The 19006-nt window shown below is 43.9% G+C and carries 20 protein-coding genes, 1 other RNA gene and 1 pseudogene; 11 read left to right on the top strand and 11 right to left on the bottom strand.

What is annotated here, in order from left to right; translation table 11 throughout:
* Positions 1–3: 3 nt before the first annotated feature.
* The 6 genes from tsaA to OCU28_RS03975 all read left to right on the top strand — a co-directional run bounded on the left by tsaA (position 4) and on the right by OCU28_RS03975 (position 4565).
* Positions 4–402: a tRNA (N6-threonylcarbamoyladenosine(37)-N6)-methyltransferase TrmO gene (gene tsaA, locus OCU28_RS04000; RefSeq protein WP_261817048.1), complete on the top strand. Its 399-nt coding sequence runs from the start codon at positions 4–6 to the stop codon at positions 400–402.
* Positions 403–578: 176 nt separating this feature from the next.
* Positions 579–1511, top strand: a complete 933-nt coding sequence (locus tag OCU28_RS03995; protein WP_261817047.1) for a LysR family transcriptional regulator — start codon at positions 579–581, stop codon at positions 1509–1511.
* Positions 1512–1683: 172 nt separating this feature from the next.
* Entirely contained in the window at positions 1684–2199 is a 516-nt protein-coding gene (locus OCU28_RS03990) for a hypothetical protein (protein WP_261817046.1), read from the top strand.
* 81 nt (positions 2200–2280) lie between these two features.
* The gene (locus OCU28_RS03985; RefSeq protein ID WP_261817045.1) at positions 2281–2805 is read left to right on the top strand and encodes a hypothetical protein; all 525 of its coding nucleotides are present in this window, start codon (positions 2281–2283) and stop codon (positions 2803–2805) included.
* 74 nt (positions 2806–2879) lie between these two features.
* The gene (locus OCU28_RS03980) at positions 2880–3140 is read left to right on the top strand and encodes a hypothetical protein (protein WP_261817044.1); all 261 of its coding nucleotides are present in this window, start codon (positions 2880–2882) and stop codon (positions 3138–3140) included.
* A gap of 747 nt (positions 3141–3887) precedes the next feature.
* The gene (locus OCU28_RS03975; protein ID WP_261817043.1) at positions 3888–4565 is read left to right on the top strand and encodes a haloacid dehalogenase type II; all 678 of its coding nucleotides are present in this window, start codon (positions 3888–3890) and stop codon (positions 4563–4565) included.
* 18 nt (positions 4566–4583) lie between these two features.
* Here the strand turns inward: OCU28_RS03975 and OCU28_RS03970 are convergent, their stop codons facing one another.
* Positions 4584–5825, bottom strand: a complete 1242-nt coding sequence (locus tag OCU28_RS03970; RefSeq protein ID WP_261817042.1) for a cytochrome-c peroxidase — start codon at positions 5823–5825, stop codon at positions 4584–4586.
* A gap of 424 nt (positions 5826–6249) precedes the next feature.
* On the opposite strand from OCU28_RS03970, the gene OCU28_RS03965 reads away from it, so the two are divergent.
* Positions 6250–7707 carry an FAD-dependent oxidoreductase gene (locus tag OCU28_RS03965; RefSeq protein WP_261817041.1) on the top strand — a complete coding sequence of 486 codons (1458 nt, stop codon included), beginning with the start codon at positions 6250–6252 and terminating at the stop codon, positions 7705–7707.
* Between the two features lie 126 nt (positions 7708–7833).
* Here the strand turns inward: OCU28_RS03965 and OCU28_RS03960 are convergent, their stop codons facing one another.
* The 6 genes from OCU28_RS03960 to OCU28_RS03935 all read right to left on the bottom strand — a co-directional run bounded on the left by OCU28_RS03960 (position 7834) and on the right by OCU28_RS03935 (position 13326).
* Complete coding sequence (locus OCU28_RS03960) at positions 7834–8766, bottom strand: SDR family NAD(P)-dependent oxidoreductase (RefSeq protein WP_261817040.1); 933 nt, start codon at positions 8764–8766, stop codon at positions 7834–7836.
* A gap of 107 nt (positions 8767–8873) precedes the next feature.
* Positions 8874–9548, bottom strand: a complete 675-nt coding sequence (locus tag OCU28_RS03955; protein ID WP_261817039.1) for a fibrobacter succinogenes major paralogous domain-containing protein — start codon at positions 9546–9548, stop codon at positions 8874–8876.
* A 170-nt stretch (positions 9549–9718) separates the two neighbouring features.
* A complete protein-coding gene (locus OCU28_RS03950; RefSeq protein WP_261817038.1) occupies positions 9719–10609 on the bottom strand; it encodes an AraC family transcriptional regulator in 891 nt (296 codons plus the stop codon).
* A 457-nt stretch (positions 10610–11066) separates the two neighbouring features.
* The gene (locus OCU28_RS03945) at positions 11067–12347 is read right to left on the bottom strand and encodes a hypothetical protein (RefSeq protein ID WP_261817037.1); all 1281 of its coding nucleotides are present in this window, start codon (positions 12345–12347) and stop codon (positions 11067–11069) included.
* 278 nt (positions 12348–12625) lie between these two features.
* Positions 12626–13036, bottom strand: a complete 411-nt coding sequence (locus OCU28_RS03940; RefSeq protein WP_261817036.1) for a type II toxin-antitoxin system YafO family toxin — start codon at positions 13034–13036, stop codon at positions 12626–12628.
* On the bottom strand, positions 13033–13326 hold the full coding sequence (locus tag OCU28_RS03935; protein WP_261817035.1) for a type II toxin-antitoxin system Phd/YefM family antitoxin: 294 nt from the start codon (positions 13324–13326) through the stop codon (positions 13033–13035). Before OCU28_RS03935 ends, OCU28_RS03940 begins: the two co-directional genes overlap by 4 nt.
* A gap of 407 nt (positions 13327–13733) precedes the next feature.
* Here OCU28_RS03935 and OCU28_RS03930 point away from each other — a divergent pair, with 407 nt between their 5' ends.
* Positions 13734–14072, top strand: coding sequence for a cytosolic protein (locus OCU28_RS03930; protein WP_261817034.1), 339 nt, complete (start codon positions 13734–13736; stop codon positions 14070–14072).
* A 171-nt stretch (positions 14073–14243) separates the two neighbouring features.
* On the opposite strand, the pseudogene OCU28_RS03925 reads toward OCU28_RS03930, so the two are convergent.
* Positions 14244–14780 (bottom strand): annotated as a pseudogene (locus tag OCU28_RS03925) (DUF1214 domain-containing protein); the annotation flags it as partial.
* Here OCU28_RS03925 and OCU28_RS03920 point away from each other — a divergent pair.
* A complete protein-coding gene (locus tag OCU28_RS03920) occupies positions 14671–15768 on the top strand; it encodes an RNA-guided endonuclease InsQ/TnpB family protein (protein ID WP_261817033.1) in 1098 nt (365 codons plus the stop codon). The pseudogene OCU28_RS03925 and the gene OCU28_RS03920 overlap by 110 nt on opposite strands.
* A 218-nt stretch (positions 15769–15986) precedes the next feature.
* Here OCU28_RS03920 and ffs read toward each other — a convergent pair.
* Positions 15987–16083: signal recognition particle sRNA small type (ffs, locus tag OCU28_RS03915), an RNA gene on the bottom strand.
* Between the two features lie 111 nt (positions 16084–16194).
* Positions 16195–16929, bottom strand: a complete 735-nt coding sequence (locus OCU28_RS03910) for a VP0952 family biofilm-associated protein (protein WP_261817032.1) — start codon at positions 16927–16929, stop codon at positions 16195–16197.
* 59 nt (positions 16930–16988) lie between these two features.
* On the opposite strand from OCU28_RS03910, the gene OCU28_RS03905 reads away from it, so the two are divergent.
* Positions 16989–17291 carry an MGMT family protein gene (locus tag OCU28_RS03905; RefSeq protein ID WP_261817031.1) on the top strand — a complete coding sequence of 101 codons (303 nt, stop codon included), beginning with the start codon at positions 16989–16991 and terminating at the stop codon, positions 17289–17291.
* 74 nt (positions 17292–17365) lie between these two features.
* Here OCU28_RS03905 and OCU28_RS03900 read toward each other — a convergent pair whose 3' ends face one another.
* Positions 17366–17863: a YbaY family lipoprotein gene (locus OCU28_RS03900; protein ID WP_390623794.1), complete on the bottom strand. Its 498-nt coding sequence runs from the start codon at positions 17861–17863 to the stop codon at positions 17366–17368.
* A 161-nt stretch (positions 17864–18024) separates the two neighbouring features.
* Between OCU28_RS03900 and tesB the strand changes: the two genes are divergently transcribed.
* On the top strand, positions 18025–18882 hold the full coding sequence (gene tesB, locus OCU28_RS03895) for an acyl-CoA thioesterase II (RefSeq protein ID WP_261817029.1): 858 nt from the start codon (positions 18025–18027) through the stop codon (positions 18880–18882).
* Positions 18883–19006 lie beyond the last annotated feature (124 nt).

Raw genomic sequence — 19006 nt, 5'->3', positions numbered from 1 at the left:
CCTATGACAGCAACCTTAACCTATATCGGAAAAATCACAACACCTTACCATCGTGTTGAACAGTGCCCAAACAACATTCAGTCTCAAGGACCTTTGTGTCAAATTACGGTGAGAGAAGAATTTAAACAAGGCTTAAAGGGCCTAACGATAGGCCAAGATATTCTAGTGCTGTACTGGCTCGCAGATGCAGAGCGTGATTTGCTGATTCAAAGCAATAAACATGGAGATAACAAAGGTACGTTTGCCCTTCGCTCTCCTCATCGTCCCAACCCTATTGGAGCTGCGGTACTGTCAATCGAGGCAATTGAGGGGGCAGTGATTACAGTTAAGGGGCTTGATTGCTTAGACAACACCCCTGTAATCGATATTAAACCTGCCATATATAAGGAAGGCATAAGTTAATAGACTTTTTCATGACAAGCAGCCCTGATGATTAATTACTTAAAAAGTAATAAGCTACACTTATTATGGCGAGGGGCGCTTGTCACGCACTTTTTTAATACGACATTCACATATCACTACTAAGCGATAGCGATAGAAGCCCCACTAAATCACCCGGATAATTGAAGAAATCATATATGGCTAAAGACTTATTTTTCAGTATGGATTTGAATTTATTAAGAACCTTTCTTGTTTTGTATCAAGAGCTTAATACTCGAAAAGCGGCTGAACGCCTGTATGTCTCGCAGCCTGCAGTGAGCCAAGCATTGCAAAAATTAAGAGGCCAGCTTGGTGATAAGTTATTTGTAAAAGTACCAAGTGGGTTAAAAGCAACACCATTCTCCGAACAGCTCGCTATCGATATCATTCCCCACTTAAATGGGATATCCAACACCTTAAACAAAGACCGAACCTTTGAACCGCTATCACTTAACACTTCAATAAAAATCGCGGTAGCACCTATTGTACTAACTTGTCTTTCTGGTTCGCTTTATCAGCACTTCTCAAAAGTCGCACCTAACTGCACCCTTGAATTGCTTACATGGAAAAACGATTCTATCCAGCACATACAAAGTGATGAAATTACTCTGGGTGTGAGCTTAAAGCACAGCCTACCACAGGGTGTAAAAAGAGACCGACTAACAGACCTTACCGGCCAATTAATAGTACGAAAAGACCATCCAATCCAAACCGATACCGTTACCGCCAGAGAAATGGAACCTTACCCAATTGCTTCTCTTATCACACCTGGTCATAACGATTATTTTACTGAAGCGGCAGTACTCATGGAGCAAGAAGGATTAAACCCTTGCGTAGGTTTTCGTTCAGAACTTACCATGGCTTTAATCGATGTTATCGAACATACCGATTTCTTTATGCCCCATTCAGACCTTTTTCCACTTCAACGCTATCCATCATTAAAAGCCATAACGCCCTTCATAAATGGTGCACCCTACCAAAATAGCATTTATGCCTACTACCATATGAAATATAGCGATACATCGCTGATGCAGTGGTTGGTAGAACAAGTACAACTTGTTGTTGAACAGGAACGGAAAAGCAAACATTAAGCCGCTAAACTACTTAAATATATGTAGATACCAAGCATAATAAGTTTTAATTATTGCGACACTAAGTGCATATAATTAGAGCCAATCAAATCTGTCGCTTAAAGTGTGCTCATTCATCAGGACAATGAATAATGAGTTACAGGGAGTTTTTACCCTACATTTTAAGACAACTATGAAAATAATACACCTGACCATCTTGGCTGTTACTTTTTTATCTATTCCAGCAAAAGCAAATTCTTTTCATTTCTCGCCCGAAATAAAAACAGGCCCCTATGCCGGTTCCGGTCTGTCGGGTTACGGCTTTCAATTTGGGCTCAATGACATTATTGGTTTACGCTCGCTGTATATATCCTATACCGACACCAATTCAAAATTTCTCAATGTCGATAAAGATCAGATAACAACCTATCGCGTGGGAGGGCAAATTCCGCTGGTCGAATCAATAGGATTATCTCTTCTAGTTGAAGCTGGATTTGCTAAATACAATGGTGAACGAGAATATGCTTTCGGAGACACGCGTTACCTAGAACAATCTGGAGCCAGTACTTCGGTAGCAGTAGCTTATGATATAAATCAACATGTTGCCGTAAAAGCGGGGATGGATCTAAGTTATTTAGACTCATCTTCTACACTACTTTCAAGTTCAATCGCACCCACTTTTTCCACAGGCTTCATTTTTAAATTCTAGGAAATATTACATATCGGTTCTATGGGACGAAACTCGTTCCATCATGCTTTGTTTTCGTCTTCCCCGCGCAGGCGGGGATCTGTGAGTACTCAAGCCCCAACTAAGTCCGCAACGCCAAAACAAACACCCACCACCACAGATGCCGGCTTAAAACACCACCGGCATGACGACGTTGAGTATGCAGCTACATCGACACTTCGATACACCGCCACATCGACCCGCCCCCCTTCGTCTTCCCCGCGCAGGCGGGGATCTGTAAGTACTCAAGCCCCAACTAAGTCCGCAACGCCAAAACAAACACCCACCACCACAGATGCCGGCTTAAAACACCACCGGCATGACGACGTTGAGTATGCAGCTACACCGATACATCGACTCGCCCCTTCGTCTTCCCCGCGCAGGCGGGGATCTGTAAGTACTCAAGCCCCAACTAAGTCCGCAACGCCAAAACAAACACCCACCACCACAGATGCCGGCTTAAAACACCACCAGCATGACGGCGTTGAGTGTGCAGCTACATCGACACACCGATACACCGTCACATCGACTCGCCCCTCCGTCTTCCCCGCGCAGGCGGGGATCTGTGAGTACTCAAGCCCCAACTAAGTCCGCAACGCCAAAACAAACACCCACCACCACAGATGCCGGCTTAAAACACCACCGGCATGACGACGTTGAGTATGCAGCTACATCGCCACACCGCCACACCGCTACATCGACTCGCCCCTTCGTCTTCCCCGCGCAGGCGGGGACCTGTAAGTACTCAAGCCCCAACTAAGCCCGCAACACCAAATCAAACACCCACCACCACAGATGCCGGCTTAAAACACCACCGGCATGACGGCGTTGAGTATGCAGCTACATCGACACATCGATACACCGCTACACCACCACATCGACTCGCCCACCTTCGTCTTCCCCGCGCAGGCGGGGATCTGTAAGTACTCAAGCCCCAACTAAGCCCGCAACACCAAATCAAACACCCACAACCACAGATGCCGGCTTAAAACACCACCGGCATGACGGCGTTGAGTATGCAGCTATATCTACACACCGTTACACCGCCACATAGACTCACCCACCTTCGTCTTCCCCGCGCAGGCGGGGATCTGTAAGTACTCAAGCCCCAACTAAGCCCGCAACACCAACACAAACACCACACCACCACAGATGCCGGCTTAAAACACCACCGGCATGACGGCGTTGAGTATGCAGCTATATCTACACACCGTTACACCGCCACATAGACTCACCCACCTTCGTCTTCCCCGCGCAGGCGGGGATCTGTAAGTACTCGAGCCCCAACTAAGCCCGCAACACCAAATCAAACACCACACCACCACAGATGCCGGCTTAAAACACCACCGGCATGACGACGTTGAGTATGCAGTTACATCGACACATCGACACACCGATACACCGTCACATCGACTCGCCTCCCTTCGTCTTCCCCGCGCAGGCGGGGATCTGTAAGTACTCAAGCCCCAACTAAGCCCGCAACACCAAAACAAACACACCACCACAGATGCCGGCTTAAAACACCACCGGCATGACGGCGTTGAGTATGCAGCTACATCGCCACACCGCTACACCAGTACACCAACCCACCACCACCTTGCCACCCTCATTCACCACAGCTAAAGTAACACTTGAATATCATCACCCTAAGCAATAGGTAAAAACGCTCTATGTCTACACCGACAATTCTGTTTGATATTAATGAAACAGTGCTTGATCTAAGCATACTAAAGCCCAAATTTCGCCATTATATGGGGGATGAAAATCACATGAGTACTTGGTTTGCCATGCTATTGCACTCCTCGACGGTATGCCTAGTCACTGGCACAAAGACCAATTTTAAAAGTCTCGCATTGACCGCATTGCAATCTATTGCTGGGCGACTAAATATCGATATTTCTGATGAAGGCTACCGCGATATGTTAGGCACATTTGCTTGTCTGCCTGCTCATGACGATATCCAACCGGCGCTGATTGAGTTAAGAAAAGCGGGCTTTCGTCTGGTCGCACTGTCAAACTCATCATCTGAACTACTTGAGTCTCAGTTGGCGCAATCTGGTTTAAGGGACTGTTTTGACGACGCCATTTCTGTCGAGCAAGCGCAAACCTTCAAGCCTTCCAAAACGGCATACCAATATGCTTTAGATAAACTTCAACTACAACCGAGTATGGTTAGGCTAGTGGCAACCCACGATTGGGATACCCATGGCGCATTGTGCGCAGGGTTGAAAGCGGCTTATATTGATAGGTCTAACGCCCCATATAACCCTCACTATTTACTACCAGATATAGTTAGCAATAACATGGGTGACATTGCCAAGCAGATTATAGGTAAGGCTCAAAAGTAGTCGATTTTGTGGCCTTTTTTAGTTGCTATTAAATGGATTACTGTACTTTTCATCATTGAGCATAGTGTGGTCCGTTAAGGTATCCAGAAATGCGATTAACGCGCTCTTCTCAGCGTCGGTAAAATCAAATTTAATTGGATTTCCATCATTTCCAAGTAAGGGCGGCAACAGGTTTGGGTGGGGCTGTATCCCGGTGCTGTAATGGTCGATAACTGCGCCTAAATCGGCAAAGCGGCCATCGTGCATATATGGCGCCGTAACTGAAATATTTCTTAGAGAAGGCGTTTTAAATTTGCCTATATCTCTGTTTGAACCAGTAGATTCTGCTACGCCAAGATCATCGCTTGAAACAGAATCGAGCCCATTATTTGTCGCGATTGAATCAAAGTCTATATTAATCGGCACAACCCCAACAAACGCTTCTGATATATGGCATCCAGAGCAATTTAATGGGTCGCCATTTGCTACTGCTCTTGGCGTGAAAAATAGGTCTTTGCCCGCATTTTCCTCATCGGTGAACTGAGGAAAATCTACCAGGGGTGATGATACATCTTGCCGAGCAATGTCATACTTCGATGTTGTACTCACCATCGACCTTACAAACTGCGCTAAAGCTCTCGAAATTCTATCACTAGACACCGTAGCATCGCCGAACGCATCTGCAAACAAGGCCGGATAATAATCTTGGTTTCTGACAATTTCTTCTAACTCAGCAAGAATCAACCCCATCTCTACTGGGTCTTGAAATGGCATCAGCACTTGCTCTTCTAATGAATCCGCCCTTTCATCCCAAAAAAACTTCCCGGTGAAATAGAACCGGGAATTTGTGAGACCCATTGAATGTCTTCGAGTTTTGCCACCATTAAAGCCATCACTCAACACCTTTGGATCGGAAAATCCATTACTTGGAATATGGCATGAAGCACAAGACACAGTACCATTAGCAGATAGCCTTCTGTCATAAAACAGCACTCGCCCCAAGGTGGCACCAGCATCGGTAATCTGGTTATGGTCAGGTAGGTTATCCATATCAATAGCGGCTTTTTGAAATTGAAAAACCGCAGGGAAATCATTAACTAGATAATGTTCAGGAAGCTCAATATTTGAATAGTTAAAGTGAGTATCAGGCAAATTCAATACAGAAGGTAATTCAGGATCTGGTGTCACTGATGTATCAGAGCCATCACCATCACTACCCTTGCATCCAATCAAGACTAAGACTGAAGCTAGTGTCGCAAATCTGATTAATATATTTCGCATGTTATCACTATGCTGCCAAACTGTAATTAATTAAAGCCTAACATAAAAAATGCAACTAGTTTAGTTCTTGAGACACCCGCCACATACCGACTTAAAATAGTTTTTATGACCACACCAAGCGCACATTTAATTAACATCTGTGCCGGTATCAGCAAAGAAGTGTTTAACTTGCCTTTCCTGTTGGTTTTATCGTCTACTTTAAGGGTCACAACCATTTTTGATTAAATCACACAATTTTGCCCCAAGATACTCACTTAGATATCAGCCGAAATCTAGATATTGTATAATGTAACGCGCTGATATGATTCCAATAATCGTCTATCGCCTGTAGAGTAACCACCGATTTGATAGAGAACGAATCATCGTCTATCAAGTTGGTAATTCCTGTGATTAATGTGCATTTAGAATAAAGGATAAATAAGTCGTGGCTGAACAAGTGAAAACGTCGCTCCGAGTTGCTGTGATTGGTGGCGGAATCGCCGGTTCTACGACAGCGTTACATCTTGCCGAACAAGGTGTAGACGTAACTCTGATTGAGCAAAGCGACGGTTTAGTCAATGGTCCACCTATTTGTCATCTTCACGCGGGTGGTAATCTCTATCGTGAGATTTCTCAGCAGCAATGCGTCGATCTACTTAAACAGTCGATTGATACAGTTCGTCTTTTTCCTTACGCAGTCAATACTCGGCCAACGGTTATTGCAACGCCTATTACTGATAGTAATGACCCGTATTCGTTACTGCCTCGCCTATCCGTTATTCAAGCAAGTTATCAAGAGTTAGTATCTCAAGATCCTTTAAATGCTGTATTAGGTGAACCTAAACAGTACTATTCACAATACAGTCGCGCACAACTCGAGGCACTTCAAGACAGCGAGCAACCTCAGCAGCCACTAAGTCACGATGAATGGATGGTTCCCTTCGCCAAATATGTCGATCTGGATAACCTAAAGTATCCGGTATTGGTGGTTCAAGAGTTTGGTCTTAGTGTTTTTCGTCTTGCTGCTAGTGTCAGCCTAACCTTGGAGCATCACCCTAAAGCGCATTTGAAAACTGGATGTCGCCTAGAAGATGCGCATTATGTAAATAATCAATGGCACTTGAGCTATCAGCCAAAACAGGGAAATAAGCAACAGCTAGTGGTGGATTATTTGGTCAATGCCACAGGTTATAAAACCGGCACCATTGATGATTTAACCAACCAGTCACAAAAGCGTTTGGTGGAATTCAAATCCGCATTCATAACCCATTGGCAAAATAGTGACATCCATTGGCCTGAAGTGATATTTCATGGTGAACGCGGAACTCCACAAGGGATGGCGCAGTTAACACCTTACAGTAATGGCTATTTTCAAGTCCATGGAATGACAGAATCCATTACCTTGTTTGATAAGGGCTTAGTTGCAAGCCAAGAGCCAAGTTCACAGCCCAAATTACCCATCGAGCTTGAAGCTAAGATCACTCATGGTTGGCCAAAATCGGCGATTCAACAGCGCACCCAAAACGCGATTGGGCATATGAGCCAGCATATCCCTACATTTGCAAAGGCGACTGTGGGTGGTAAACCCCTTTTTGGCGCTCAGCAGATCCCAGGTGAAGACCCTGGGTTACGCGTAGCCGATGTCTCATTTACCGACAATAATTATGCGCGCATCGAGTTAGTAAAAGCCTCTTCGGCTTTTCAAGCGGCAAATAAAATCAAACATCAACTACAACGCTTGTATCACTCTGAGCAGGCAGCTGACGTCAGTATTGAGCGCTCTCATCCCAATTTATCAGCCCTAACCTTTGAAGAAATCGAAGTGCGAGCCAAAGCATTGGCGCGCGATAGGGGCTACCCAGAAGCGCTAGCAATTAAAACAGGAACCCCTTCTCGCAGTTAACTTGCATAAAGGGAATTATAGGAAAGACCCTTGCCAAGGGTAGCTGGGGATTAGATGGTCGCTTTGGCAATACAAGCTAGCAATGATAATTAATTGCTAGCTTGTGATGGTAATATCTAAGCGTATTTATTCTGGCAGAAAATCGTGAATAACCGTATTTGCATTGTTTTGTGCTGACTGATTGCCAATTATCTCAGGCCAGTGCTCTAGTTGGTTAGCCAGCTCTCCAGTTAGTCCTTTCTTACTGCCCCACCAAATACCTGATTCAAAACCTTGGTCATTTAAGAGCACATCAACGTAACGCTTGGCGCCCACATCCACTGAGTGAGCCTTACCAAGGAGTTCCATCACCCACATAGCCGTATTCATGACCCACCGCTGATGCCACGGAAGTGTGGCGGCGCCAGAGGTACCGCGAGCCATACCTGGGTCGACCGTAATAAATCTCATATCAGGATGCTTGCGCGCCATGCTCATCGTCCATAGTGCTCCCATAAGCTTCACAGACCCGTAGATATCGGTATACGTTTTATTTTTGGCAAACTTGGCGCCATTAACCACGGTTGTCCACTCTTCAACTGAGCCTATTGTGATAGGCGGTTTTGCTGAACCAACCTCGGAGGCGCCTCTAGCAGCAAAGCTAGCCACATACATTACACTGCCACCCTTAGATAACTTGCCGCTGTTCATCAGAAGATCGGTAAAGTAAACATGCCCCAATACGTTTACCGCGAAGATAAACATGACACCATCTTTAGTGAGCTTAGTCGGGGCAGTTCCGCCGCCGCCTCCAGCGTTCAATACAATCGCGTCAACTTTGGTACTCAACTTATTGGCCGCTTTACGACATGAATCCAAATTACCAACATCAACAATTAGAATTTCGAAGATCTTCTTACCCGTTAACGCTTCTAATTGCATCATCGCTTGTTTGGCTCGATGTTCATCGCGACAGGCTAGAATTATCTTAGAAACTCCACTTTGCAAAGCGAACTGGCGTGCGGCATCGAATCCAAGTCCAGAATTAGCACCGGTAATGAGAATAGTTGAACAAGTCATTTAGTTAACCAAATAGTTGGGTAAAAGGAGGACCAAAGTGAGCTATCTGTAAACTGTAGCAAAAGGGGTGATTAAAGCCCCAAAAGGTAGCCTTGGGTCGAGATAGATTATAAGTCGGCTATTTTTACGCAGCGCACCGAGAACATATAATCTTTGGAGCTAGTGGCACGACGGATTTCCCCTAGATGCGAATTCCACCAAGCGTAAGCAAGGGTTCGAATGATCCCTTTTTTATTTGATGCACTACTTGCTGTCCAAAACTCAGTGTAAGCACCTTGAGTAATGTAAAATCCATTCCACTTAACACCCGCAGCTCTGGCAAAGAAATTTTGTTTGTTGACGAGCGAGGGATCAACTTTAGTAAATAGCCCCCCCGCCTGCGCTTGTTTAAGTTGTAGGCCAACGTTTTGTTCACTACCACGCCAGCCATCTTGGTCGACTTCCTGCTCAGACATCCCAACGGTTCGCTCTAGTTGTTTCCAGTCATCATCAGTGGCAACGCGCCAACCTACAGGAGAAATATCTCTCTCATCTGAAACATCATGCCAGTTGTACAAACGTCCATACTTTAATAGATTTTTCTCATCATCTTTAGGGATAGCACCAGATGTTACCGAACTGCCATCTTGAAACTTGGTGCTTCTCAAGCTTTCAGCCAGCCAAACTTGCTCACCGATTGTCACCGTATGATAGGTGTTTCCTTCAAGGTCTTGAACCGTATCAGTCAGTTGGTGTAACTCTTTATTGATATCATTAGCCGACGATGTTGTAGTAAGAACCATGCTACCCCCTATAGATAAAATTAGTTAACCCGGCCACAACACAAGTAACCGAATCAATCTATGTAATAACTATATCTCTTAGATGGTATTAAAAATAGGCGATATATTCTCTAAAACATGCCTATTTGTATCAATTAGTTGGAAGGTTGGAGAAGGGCTATCTATTATCACTATGCGATATTTTCAATCAACTGCTTTGATTGGCTCCATTGCTTGGGTGACTGCCCATAGACACGTTTAAACTCGCGACTAAATTGGGAAGAGCTGACATACCCCACAGCCATCGCAGCTTCACTCACATTCTTACCCGACGCTATCTTCATTGCCGCATTATTCAAGCGCATCGACTTCATAAATTGGATTGGTGACATTCTCGTAGCTTGCTTAAATTTTCTATGGAAGACTGCTCGGCTCATTCCCACGTGCGTAGCGAGCTCATCAATCGTAACGCTCTTAGCAAGATTCAACGACAAATACTCGATTGAGCGAGCAATTTCATTACCAATACCAAATGCACGCCTTACCGATAACCCAGCCTCCCCCTTTAGAACCGCATAATAAAGCTCTCTTAAGCGGCTCTCCCCAAGAATAGCGGTATCTTCTTTATCATCACCTAGCTGAAGTAGGCGTAGTAAGGCATCTGAGAAACCGTCATCCCAGTTAGCAAGTGACAACCCTTGCGGCTGTAAACTGCTTTTAGGAAGCTTGACCGCACCACTGACACTCTCAATTTCAATGGCCAACTCAGTCATCACCTTAGTATCAAGAGAGATATAAACCCCAAGTAACGGGTTCTCTGGTGACGCATCGGGCGTTCCCGCCTCTACTGGCATGGAAACTGAGCAACACAAATACTGACTATTGTCGTAGACATATTTATCGCCATCCAATATTGCTTCTTTTCGACCATTCAAAATCACCACCAGTACCGGTTCATAAACGGCTGGAGCACAAGGAATAGCATGAGTCACCTTAAACAGGTGCACCCCTTTGATACCGGTTTCTAGCATGCCATCTTCTGGCATGCGGCGTTCTACTAGCTGCTTTATTTTTTGCTTCATCACTTCACACCAACAACTCAAGCCAATACAAATAGGCATATTAATTAGGATTATTCGTCTGTTTAGCACTCTCATTGAGAGTTATGGGAACTTACGATAACAATAATCTGCAACATAAAGACATGCAAATGAAATTCTTACGCTATGTAAAGGTTCAGCGCTAGGCGGGTGTTCAGTGTTTTTTCATAGTTTCGCTTGGTAATTAAAGTACGACAGAATCCCTTAGTGATCACAGGACACCCATAGATTAGTTAACACGCTTTTGGACAAAAACGTGTCAGCCCCTTTACTAAATTAGTAATTAATGAATTACGACAGGTATGGAAAAGGGGAAAAGTCACAGTCAGGTTCGATAGCAATATAGATAACGAAGCCGACCCTACAAGTACTAGCAAGCAACCCCACAACAAATAGCCTGCATACAACCGGCATTCTGCCTAATTACATACTAATCGAACTACTTCTTTGCTTTTTGTTTTACATTCCACAAGAAATGACTTGGATTAGCCGTGAGTTTTGATTTGTAGTCGCTATGTGATTTCATTCCACTAAGCCCTGCTATGCCAGTAGCAATCAAACTTGCCCCGCCAGTCACAACACTAAGACCTAAACCCGCTACGGCAATTGCTGCTTCAGCAAAATGGGTATTTCGGATGTGCTTCATTTGAGGTGCTATCTGGCGCATCTGTACTTCGAATAGTTCATGCTGAGTGTCTTCTATAATTGCTTTCACACGACTAACGTCAGTTTCATGTCTTGCTTCACGTAGCCCTTTTTCTAATTCAGCACGGAACGACTGGAATGCTTCGCCGTCGTTGATTCTAATAGACATCAAATCAGCAGAGGACACTTGTTCCAAGAATGGCACGTCCATCTGTAGCGCACAATTTAATGTATTGGCTTGGATATCCGTACTATCGACATCCATGTTAAGCAGATTGCTTTCAAATGGATGTTCCGTACCAAACATGCAGCCGAGGTATTCTGATAACGTTATGCGCTTACTTAGTTCAATGAAGTGATTTCGTGCAGTTTGATTTACAGATTGATTTACCCAAGCATCAAAATCAGCCTTACAGGGTGGCACAGAAGACTTCTTTTGAATAAAGGTGAATACGTTTTCTTTATCAGTCGGTTCAAATTCTGTTGGGTTTAATACATAACCCATGGCGAAGCCGCTTTCCATGCCTTGGAAATGAATGCTGATGTTTCTACATGGATACAAATCACGCATTACGAGCATTCGTCCATTATCGTTTTGAACGCTTCGAACAACAGCACTAGCTTTATACTGTTCTAAGATGTTTGGAGGTAAGCAATCTTCAAATCCAACATCTGAGTAGAGCAGTGGTAATTCAGCACCCTTTTCAAGTTCAAAAGTAACTGGGTACAGCTTAACGTAACCACCTGCTACTAACGGACGTAATTCAACCAGTCGAACCGCTGCTTGAGCTAATTTCTGGCGGTCTACTTTTGGGGTTGACGCCATGCCCATAAATGACGTCAGGGCTTCTGTAGCTTGGGTTCTAAAGTCCGTTAGTTCAAAGACTGGATCTGCAACTACAGCTTCTTCTAGATACAGAGCAGCCTGTTTTAGATGAGAAGTATGAGACAGCGTATCAGTTGCCAAGCACCTAACTACGCCGTTAGCTTTCACTTCATCACGTATTTCAGGCAGTACCTTTAAGCAGTATTCACGATACTTGATGAGTTCCTGTTCGAGTACAGCGTCTGACACACCGCTGTAAAACCTAGTCACGAGTGTACTATCAAGTAACAATGAATCATTCAAGTAGTCGTATACGTAGCTTCCCATAGTTTCCGAAACCGTGCTGATAAGGTATCTGTATACTATCTAGTTTTGAGTGGTAAGTAATTGACTTTAAACCCGCTCTAGAGATAAGAAAAAATAGGTCAAATCACCTCACTGTGATTTGTGACGTTGAGCATTACTGGCAAGAAAAGGGGCAAAGGCGAGTTACAACACTCGCTGAAACGTCTCTGGACAAAAACACTTTAAAATTGCTGCCGAAACTTTTCAGCTATCAAACCTAAATTATGCATGATAGTTCTATTTCGAGTTTGTTCATGAGCATCTGGTGCAAGGATAGCGATTAACAAAAAACAACTAGGATCACTCCAGCCTTGGCAATAGACTAAATGCTTATCACTCGTTTGGTAGAATTGGATAGAGCTGAGAAACGGAGCATCCATAGCTGCTAAATGAATGTGCTTCACTTCTTCTGATTTTAGAATTGGCAATGTATTAGGGTGATCATAGGCTTCATCACGACCAAAAAATTCTGGTTTTTGACCAGTCTCTTTGTAATATCTAAAGTCCTTAGTCAAAGATTGAAGCTCACTTTTAGTAAGTGAATCAATTAAAATCTTATGCTTAAAAATTCTAATATTTAGTGACTTACTCACTCTTGAAACTCACCCAAGATACTCTCATCAAGCTCTGTTAATGCATGAGCATTAAGATGGGCAATGACTTCTAAGCGAGCACTCATTGGCCTAAATGATGAAACAGAGTCAGCATTTTTGCCTTCTAAAGCTTTCATAAGTCCTTCAAAAAAAGTGGCGCTCATCATATAACCAGCAGGCTCGTTATTTGATAAAACGACAACTGGCTCCCCTGATAAGCAATCTTTAAAATGCTTTCTAGCTTCGCTTGATGACACTGCTTTTTCAGCATAGATTGTACTTGTTTTCATAACACACCCGAGTACTCAATTTAGTACATGATAGTGTATATCGGTGTCGCTTATTTGTACAGCATTAGGTTGATTCAGATATAAGCTGTCACGCAATGGGGCATAAATAAGTTCGATGCTGCGACTAAGATCGTGCTCAAACAGACCTCGGTCTAAAAGATTGCCGAGATGACGAAGTGTTCAAAAGAAAAAATAATGGACACCCAACATATAGCTAACAAGTTTCTATCCCTGAGTGAGTCCTAATTTTGGACTAGGTGAATTATCTCTGGGCATAAATGCGTTTCAAATTAGCCTAGCGAATATCTGTACATGGCAATGCATTACCACCTTTAACAACTAAATCTCTACTACGTTCTGTTTCTGATAGTGGTAGAATCTTCGCATCAGAATTACCGAGAAACTCTATGTTTATCCATCATGTTAATGGCATCGACTGGCTGGTGATTACAGCTTTTGAAGAACTGAAAACTCTATTTATTGAAGACGCTGGTGCTATCCCCGCTTGCTTCTCTACCGCCAGTGAATTGAGCCTGATTGATCAAGCCAAGCGGACTTATGGTTACTTGCCTACGCTTAGCGGCGTAATCACCGATACCGGCACTTTTCAAAGTCAGGATAACGAAGAAGATTTGAACCCACAGCTTGCTTGCCTAGTTGAGGGGCGTGGTCGGGTATTTATCTATTACGGTGGCTTTGTCGCTTTTGTGGATGACGAGCAGACCTTTATAACCCGAATAAATTGAGAATTTCTCAGTACGTTAGAATCGCTATATTGCCCCCTAACCGCTCACTTCATTCACAAGCGTTTTGTTTGTTCATGGGGAGCGAATTGAATGAAACTAGCTCCTATCTTCAATAAAAAAGCCCCGCTCTTTTAAAGAGCGAGGCTTACTATTGATTATATTGTCAATCCGTTACTTTACAGCCTTAACGGTTGGCAAGATGCGGTAGCCATCTTTAACTTTTTGGCTAGGCATGTAATGGCGAATACCTAGATTAAACACTCCCGAATCATTGGCAGTTTTGATGTTGTTTGGTGCGTCGTCACCACAGCCAAAACTAATTGTGTATGAACCATCGGCATTTGGCGTTGCTGTGTTCGAGCTTAGGTTTGCCACATCATTAAACATGAACCCGGCTTTATCGTATACAGTGATAGACCAGAACGCTTGGTTCTTAGGGTCTTCAAAGGTTGCTTGGTGACATTGATTCGCTGGGTAGTTTCCTGATACTTCATAGATGTTGTCTTTCATCTGAGCACCGCCCCAACCAATTGCCGCACCTACCGCGTATTTTTCTTCGGTGAACAGCTCTTTTGACTCATCATTAGGGTCGGTAAACATGCCCGTTAGTGCTTGGCTGCCATCACGTTTCAAGATGGTTGGCATCTGTGATTTTAGCTCGTTCTCTACTTTCTCAAATGATGCTTTATTCACTTGTTCAGCGGTAAACAATGGAACATCAAAGAAGTCCCACCAACACTTCCCAAAGTTTAAGGTTAGCTATCGAGTTAAGAAGCAACACAATGATAGCTACCGCTCAGTAAATAATAACAACTGCATTAGAGTTGAGAACGGCACTATTACTTTGCCAAAAGTTGGGGCTGTTCCTATTGTCTTGCACCGTAAGTTAGTTAGCTCAATTAAAACAGCGACAGTCCAATACCGACACGGGAAGTGGGAGGTTAGCCTCACACAAGAAGTGGTGTGTGACGAAGCGAAGAAGGTACTAAAAAGCATTGCGGGATACGACATCAACTCAAAGCAAACCGTTGTCGGATCTAATGGTTTAACGGTTGATAACCCGAAATACTTAAAACAAGCAAAGCAGAAACTAACTAGATTACAGCGACAGCTTTCTAGAAAAAAGAAAGGTTCTGCTCGCTGGAAGAAAACAAAATCCCGTCTAAATAATCTTCACGGTTCAATCGCTAGAAAACGAATGGACTTCGCACATAAAACCGCTCATCGGATAGCCAACGAAAGCGATATTGTAGTGTTTGAAGACCTAAATGTGGCGGGTATGCAAAAATTCAACGGCAGGATGATTGCTGACAACATCATGGGGCTTATATCTGACTTAGCGAAATACAAAATTGAGCTGAGAGGTGGTATACATCATGAGATTGGTCGGTTTGAACGCACAACGGGTGTGTGCTCACACTGCGGTCAACATAATAGATTGACGTTGAAAGACAGACATTTCACCTGCATTAGTTGCGGCACTTTTAGTGATCGAGACTATTCCTCTGCAATAGCAGTACAACGGATAGGTGAATCTGATTTAATGGCGAATGGAACTGTCGTCAGGTTGACTAGATCAACCAGCACTCAGCAGAAATCAGGCGTTAAAACGAAAGTCTTTGCATTGGCAAAGTTGTCTTTGGGAGCTGAGGAAACAGAAAAGGCAGTTTGCTTAACTGCCTTAGAAGCTCAGTGATCAGCTATGCTGTCGCTGAGTAGTTCACTTTCTCTAACGTTGACTGCGGCTCATATGATATGCAGCCTCGAGCGTACATTTTAATCATTAGGCGTGTTTAGTGTCCACGAGTTACATAATAAATGGAGGCAGTTGCACGAATAGCAAAGTAACAATATTTTTAATATTGAATGATTTGAAAATGGGATACGTTGAAGTTTTCTGAGGCAGAATTGGGTGGGGGCCAGCCACATCCCGGCACACAAGTCATTCGCTGCGGCTGCTTCCTTCCGGATCTGACCGAGTTCACGAACTATTGTTGCGGGAGGACCAACCCCCATAGATCATCTTTAAGATTTTATGTTCCTAAAGAAGTGCAGGAATTATCGAGTATCCGCTGGCGTTATACAAGCAGTTTTTACCGCTTTAATGCCAACCGTCGAAATTTTACTCGCCCAGCTCTTCATTTACTCGCAATATGTAGTCTGCCATCCAGATTGAAGCCAAAATCAGAAGCCAAACCAACAAGATAATGCTCTGTACTTGTCCACTTGGCATTGCGACCAGCGAAACAAATGCGGCGGTTGGTAGTGTCCAACATTGCAATTTCAACCAACTGGAGCGTTGTTGCACCATATTCTCAAGGGAGGCCATGATTGCAACTATGGTTAACGAGATTAATGCGGCGTGTGCCATACCGGCAAGTAGCAAGGGTATGGTTAAAAATAGTGCCCACCAGCTGTGCTTTGGTGATGTTTTCCAAGATACCGCCGCTAACCAAATCATCGAAATACTGACTATCTGTAATAAGGTATAGATAGCCTCACCGGGTAAAACACCCTTTGCTTGGCTGTAGAGAATGCCTGACTGCATAAACATAAAAAAGCCAAACACACATAAACGCACCACAGTATTTGAACGACGCGAAAAGGCCACCATTAACACTGGAAAGATAATCCACATTGAAATAGACAGAGCGGTTGCTTGGTGTGGTAGTGTCAGCCCATACATGCACAAGCCAATCAATAAAAACATGCCTGAAGCACGAGAGCGCGAAAGCATCCATAGTGCTGGAATAGCCAATGCCAACACAGGTACATTTCCCTGCGTAATGTCGATAGACTGCGCACAAACTATGGCTAATAATGTGGTAACTAGAAACTGAATTGATGAAAATACCATGCTCGCCTCCCTGCGATTTACTGTTGAACTTCCCTTTTTTTGTAACAGCATTAACAATTATGCATCATTTTAAGCTCAATGTCTTTGCAATTGTTCATCAAATCCCGCTAGGTATGGTAAGCACCTATGGCGATATAGCTAAGTTTTCGGGCTATCCGGGCTATGCGAGGCAGGTAGGCCATATTTTAAGTAACTTACCTGAAGACACATCCCTGCCATGGCATAGAGTCATAAATAGTAAAGGTGAAATATCTTTGAAGGGTGAATCGTTACAACGCCAGAAATCACGGCTTATTGAGGAAGGGGTTGAGTTTAATAGTGCGGGAAAAGTTAAGTTGCGCCAACTTCGCTGGCAACCTTAGTTAAAACGCAATATTTTTGTTTTGGGTAAGTTAGGCACCTAATCACAGATTAGGATAGGTGCCAATGTTAGGGATTATCGCGCGCTTCGCAGTTGAAGGTCAGTCTGATGGGTTTGTTCGAAGTCGGTAATTACGTGAACGGCTGTATCGGTTGTAAAGGCCAATTTTTTTCCAATAAAGATCTGCGCTCTCACGTTATAGATATGCTGCGGGTTTATCTTAGATTCTTGATAGCTCACCTTGAAAGGTAATGGTACTTGTTTACCGTTTGCTTTGTAGGTTTGGGTATCAATAACAATCGCTTTGGCATCTGCCAAAGATACGTCTTCAAGGGTAACCTTAATCACCGCATTGTCAGGTAGCGCGATACGCTCACGATACGAAAGGTTGCCGGTTACATCTATCTTATCTGCCTGCTTAGCGGTTTTAGTCAACTCTGAATTTGAGACTGGTTGCTTAGTTGCTGTTGATTGTTGCGCCGCTGCTGGCTGCTCCTGCTTCTGTGCCGGCTCCGTTACACAACCGGTCATTAGCGCACCAAATACAGCGATTAAAAGCAATTTTTTCATCATAGTCTCCAACTAATTAAATGAATCGCACCTTGAATCAAGGGCTTGTAAGTCCACGTATACTGAACCAATTATTTAGCCAAGGCTACAGTAAGCTTAGGTTTCAATCTTGAGTAAATGAAAAAAAAAGGGTATTTTCCTTCTATAAATTATTAGGAGGTCGGATGAGTACACCACTAAATCAACTACTAGCTCTTCTTCAACTAGAGCAATTAGAGCAAGGTCTATTTCGTGGCGAGAGCGAACATCTAGGATTACCACAGGTATACGGTGGTCAGGTTATTGGACAATCCTTATCTGCGGCAAGGTATACCGTTGACAATGATCGCAGCGTTCACTCCTTTCATAGCTATTTTCTTCATCGAGGCGACCCTACTAAGCCTATTATTTACGATGTTGAGAACCTGCGTGACGGCCGAAGCTTTAGTACCCGCCGAGTGAAAGCGATTCAAAATGGACGCCCTATTTTTTATCTTACTGCGTCGTATAACAACGAACAGCCAGGGTTCGAGCACCAAAATACCATGCCCGAGATTAAGGGCCCTGAGCACTATGCTTCAGAGTCTGAACTCGTTGCACAGATTGCGCATCTTCTGCCAGAAGCCATGCGTAAAATATTCTGCGGCGAGAAAGCCATTGAGGTTCGCCCGGTTACGGTTGTTAACCCTCTTAAGCCTCAAAAAGAGCAACCAACTCAATATTTATGGGTTAAAGCAAATGGCGATCTGCCAAGCAATCAATTGATTCACCAATACCTGCTTGCTTACGCATCGGATTGGGGTTTTTTGGTTACTGCTTTGCATCCGCACGAAGTAAGCCTATTCACGCCTAAATTCCAAGTTGCTACTATCGACCACTCGATGTGGTTCCATCGACCATTTAAGATGGATGAATGGTTGCTATACGCCATCGAAAGCCCAACAGCCAGTAACTCGCGCGGTCTTGTTCGCGGCGAGATCTATAGCCAAGATGGGCAATTGGTAGCAAGCGCGGTTCAAGAAGGCGTAATGCGCTTTAAATAATATACTCAATTACAACTAATGCTACTGGTGCCTATACCAGTAGCATTGCAATTCCCTCTCTCTACCTCCAATAAATACGTCCCCATTTAAACCAAAATGCAACCAAGCTCATATTGAAGCTCTG

It is taken from the genome of Vibrio gallicus (genome assembly GCF_024346875.1).
Taxonomy (GTDB): domain Bacteria; phylum Pseudomonadota; class Gammaproteobacteria; order Enterobacterales; family Vibrionaceae; genus Vibrio; species Vibrio gallicus.
Note: the sequence above shows the minus strand (reverse complement) of the source record. Positions and strands in the feature narration are given on the sequence as shown.

Bases quoted from the DNA above. Each gene is read 5' to 3' on its own strand.
- tsaA (WP_261817048.1), top strand. From the start codon at position 4: ATGACAGCAACCTTAACCTATATCGGAAAAATCACAACACCTTACCAT.
- OCU28_RS03995 (WP_261817047.1), top strand. From the start codon at position 579: ATGGCTAAAGACTTATTTTTCAGTATGGATTTGAATTTATTAAGAACC.
- OCU28_RS03990 (WP_261817046.1), top strand. From the start codon at position 1,684: ATGAAAATAATACACCTGACCATCTTGGCTGTTACTTTTTTATCTATT.
- OCU28_RS03980 (WP_261817044.1), top strand. From the start codon at position 2,880: ATGCAGCTACATCGCCACACCGCCACACCGCTACATCGACTCGCCCCT.
- OCU28_RS03975 (WP_261817043.1), top strand. From the start codon at position 3,888: ATGTCTACACCGACAATTCTGTTTGATATTAATGAAACAGTGCTTGAT.
- OCU28_RS03970 (WP_261817042.1), bottom strand. From the start codon at position 5,825: ATGCGAAATATATTAATCAGATTTGCGACACTAGCTTCAGTCTTAGTC.
- OCU28_RS03960 (WP_261817040.1), bottom strand. From the start codon at position 8,766: ATGACTTGTTCAACTATTCTCATTACCGGTGCTAATTCTGGACTTGGA.
- OCU28_RS03955 (WP_261817039.1), bottom strand. From the start codon at position 9,548: ATGGTTCTTACTACAACATCGTCGGCTAATGATATCAATAAAGAGTTA.
- OCU28_RS03950 (WP_261817038.1), bottom strand. From the start codon at position 10,609: ATGAAGCAAAAAATAAAGCAGCTAGTAGAACGCCGCATGCCAGAAGAT.
- OCU28_RS03935 (WP_261817035.1), bottom strand. From the start codon at position 13,326: ATGAAAACAAGTACAATCTATGCTGAAAAAGCAGTGTCATCAAGCGAA.
- OCU28_RS03930 (WP_261817034.1), top strand. From the start codon at position 13,734: ATGTTTATCCATCATGTTAATGGCATCGACTGGCTGGTGATTACAGCT.
- OCU28_RS03920 (WP_261817033.1), top strand. From the start codon at position 14,671: ATGCCCGTTAGTGCTTGGCTGCCATCACGTTTCAAGATGGTTGGCATC.
- OCU28_RS03910 (WP_261817032.1), bottom strand. From the start codon at position 16,929: ATGGTATTTTCATCAATTCAGTTTCTAGTTACCACATTATTAGCCATA.
- OCU28_RS03905 (WP_261817031.1), top strand. From the start codon at position 16,989: ATGCATCATTTTAAGCTCAATGTCTTTGCAATTGTTCATCAAATCCCG.
- OCU28_RS03900 (WP_390623794.1), bottom strand. From the start codon at position 17,863: ATGATGAAAAAATTGCTTTTAATCGCTGTATTTGGTGCGCTAATGACC.
- tesB (WP_261817029.1), top strand. From the start codon at position 18,025: ATGAGTACACCACTAAATCAACTACTAGCTCTTCTTCAACTAGAGCAA.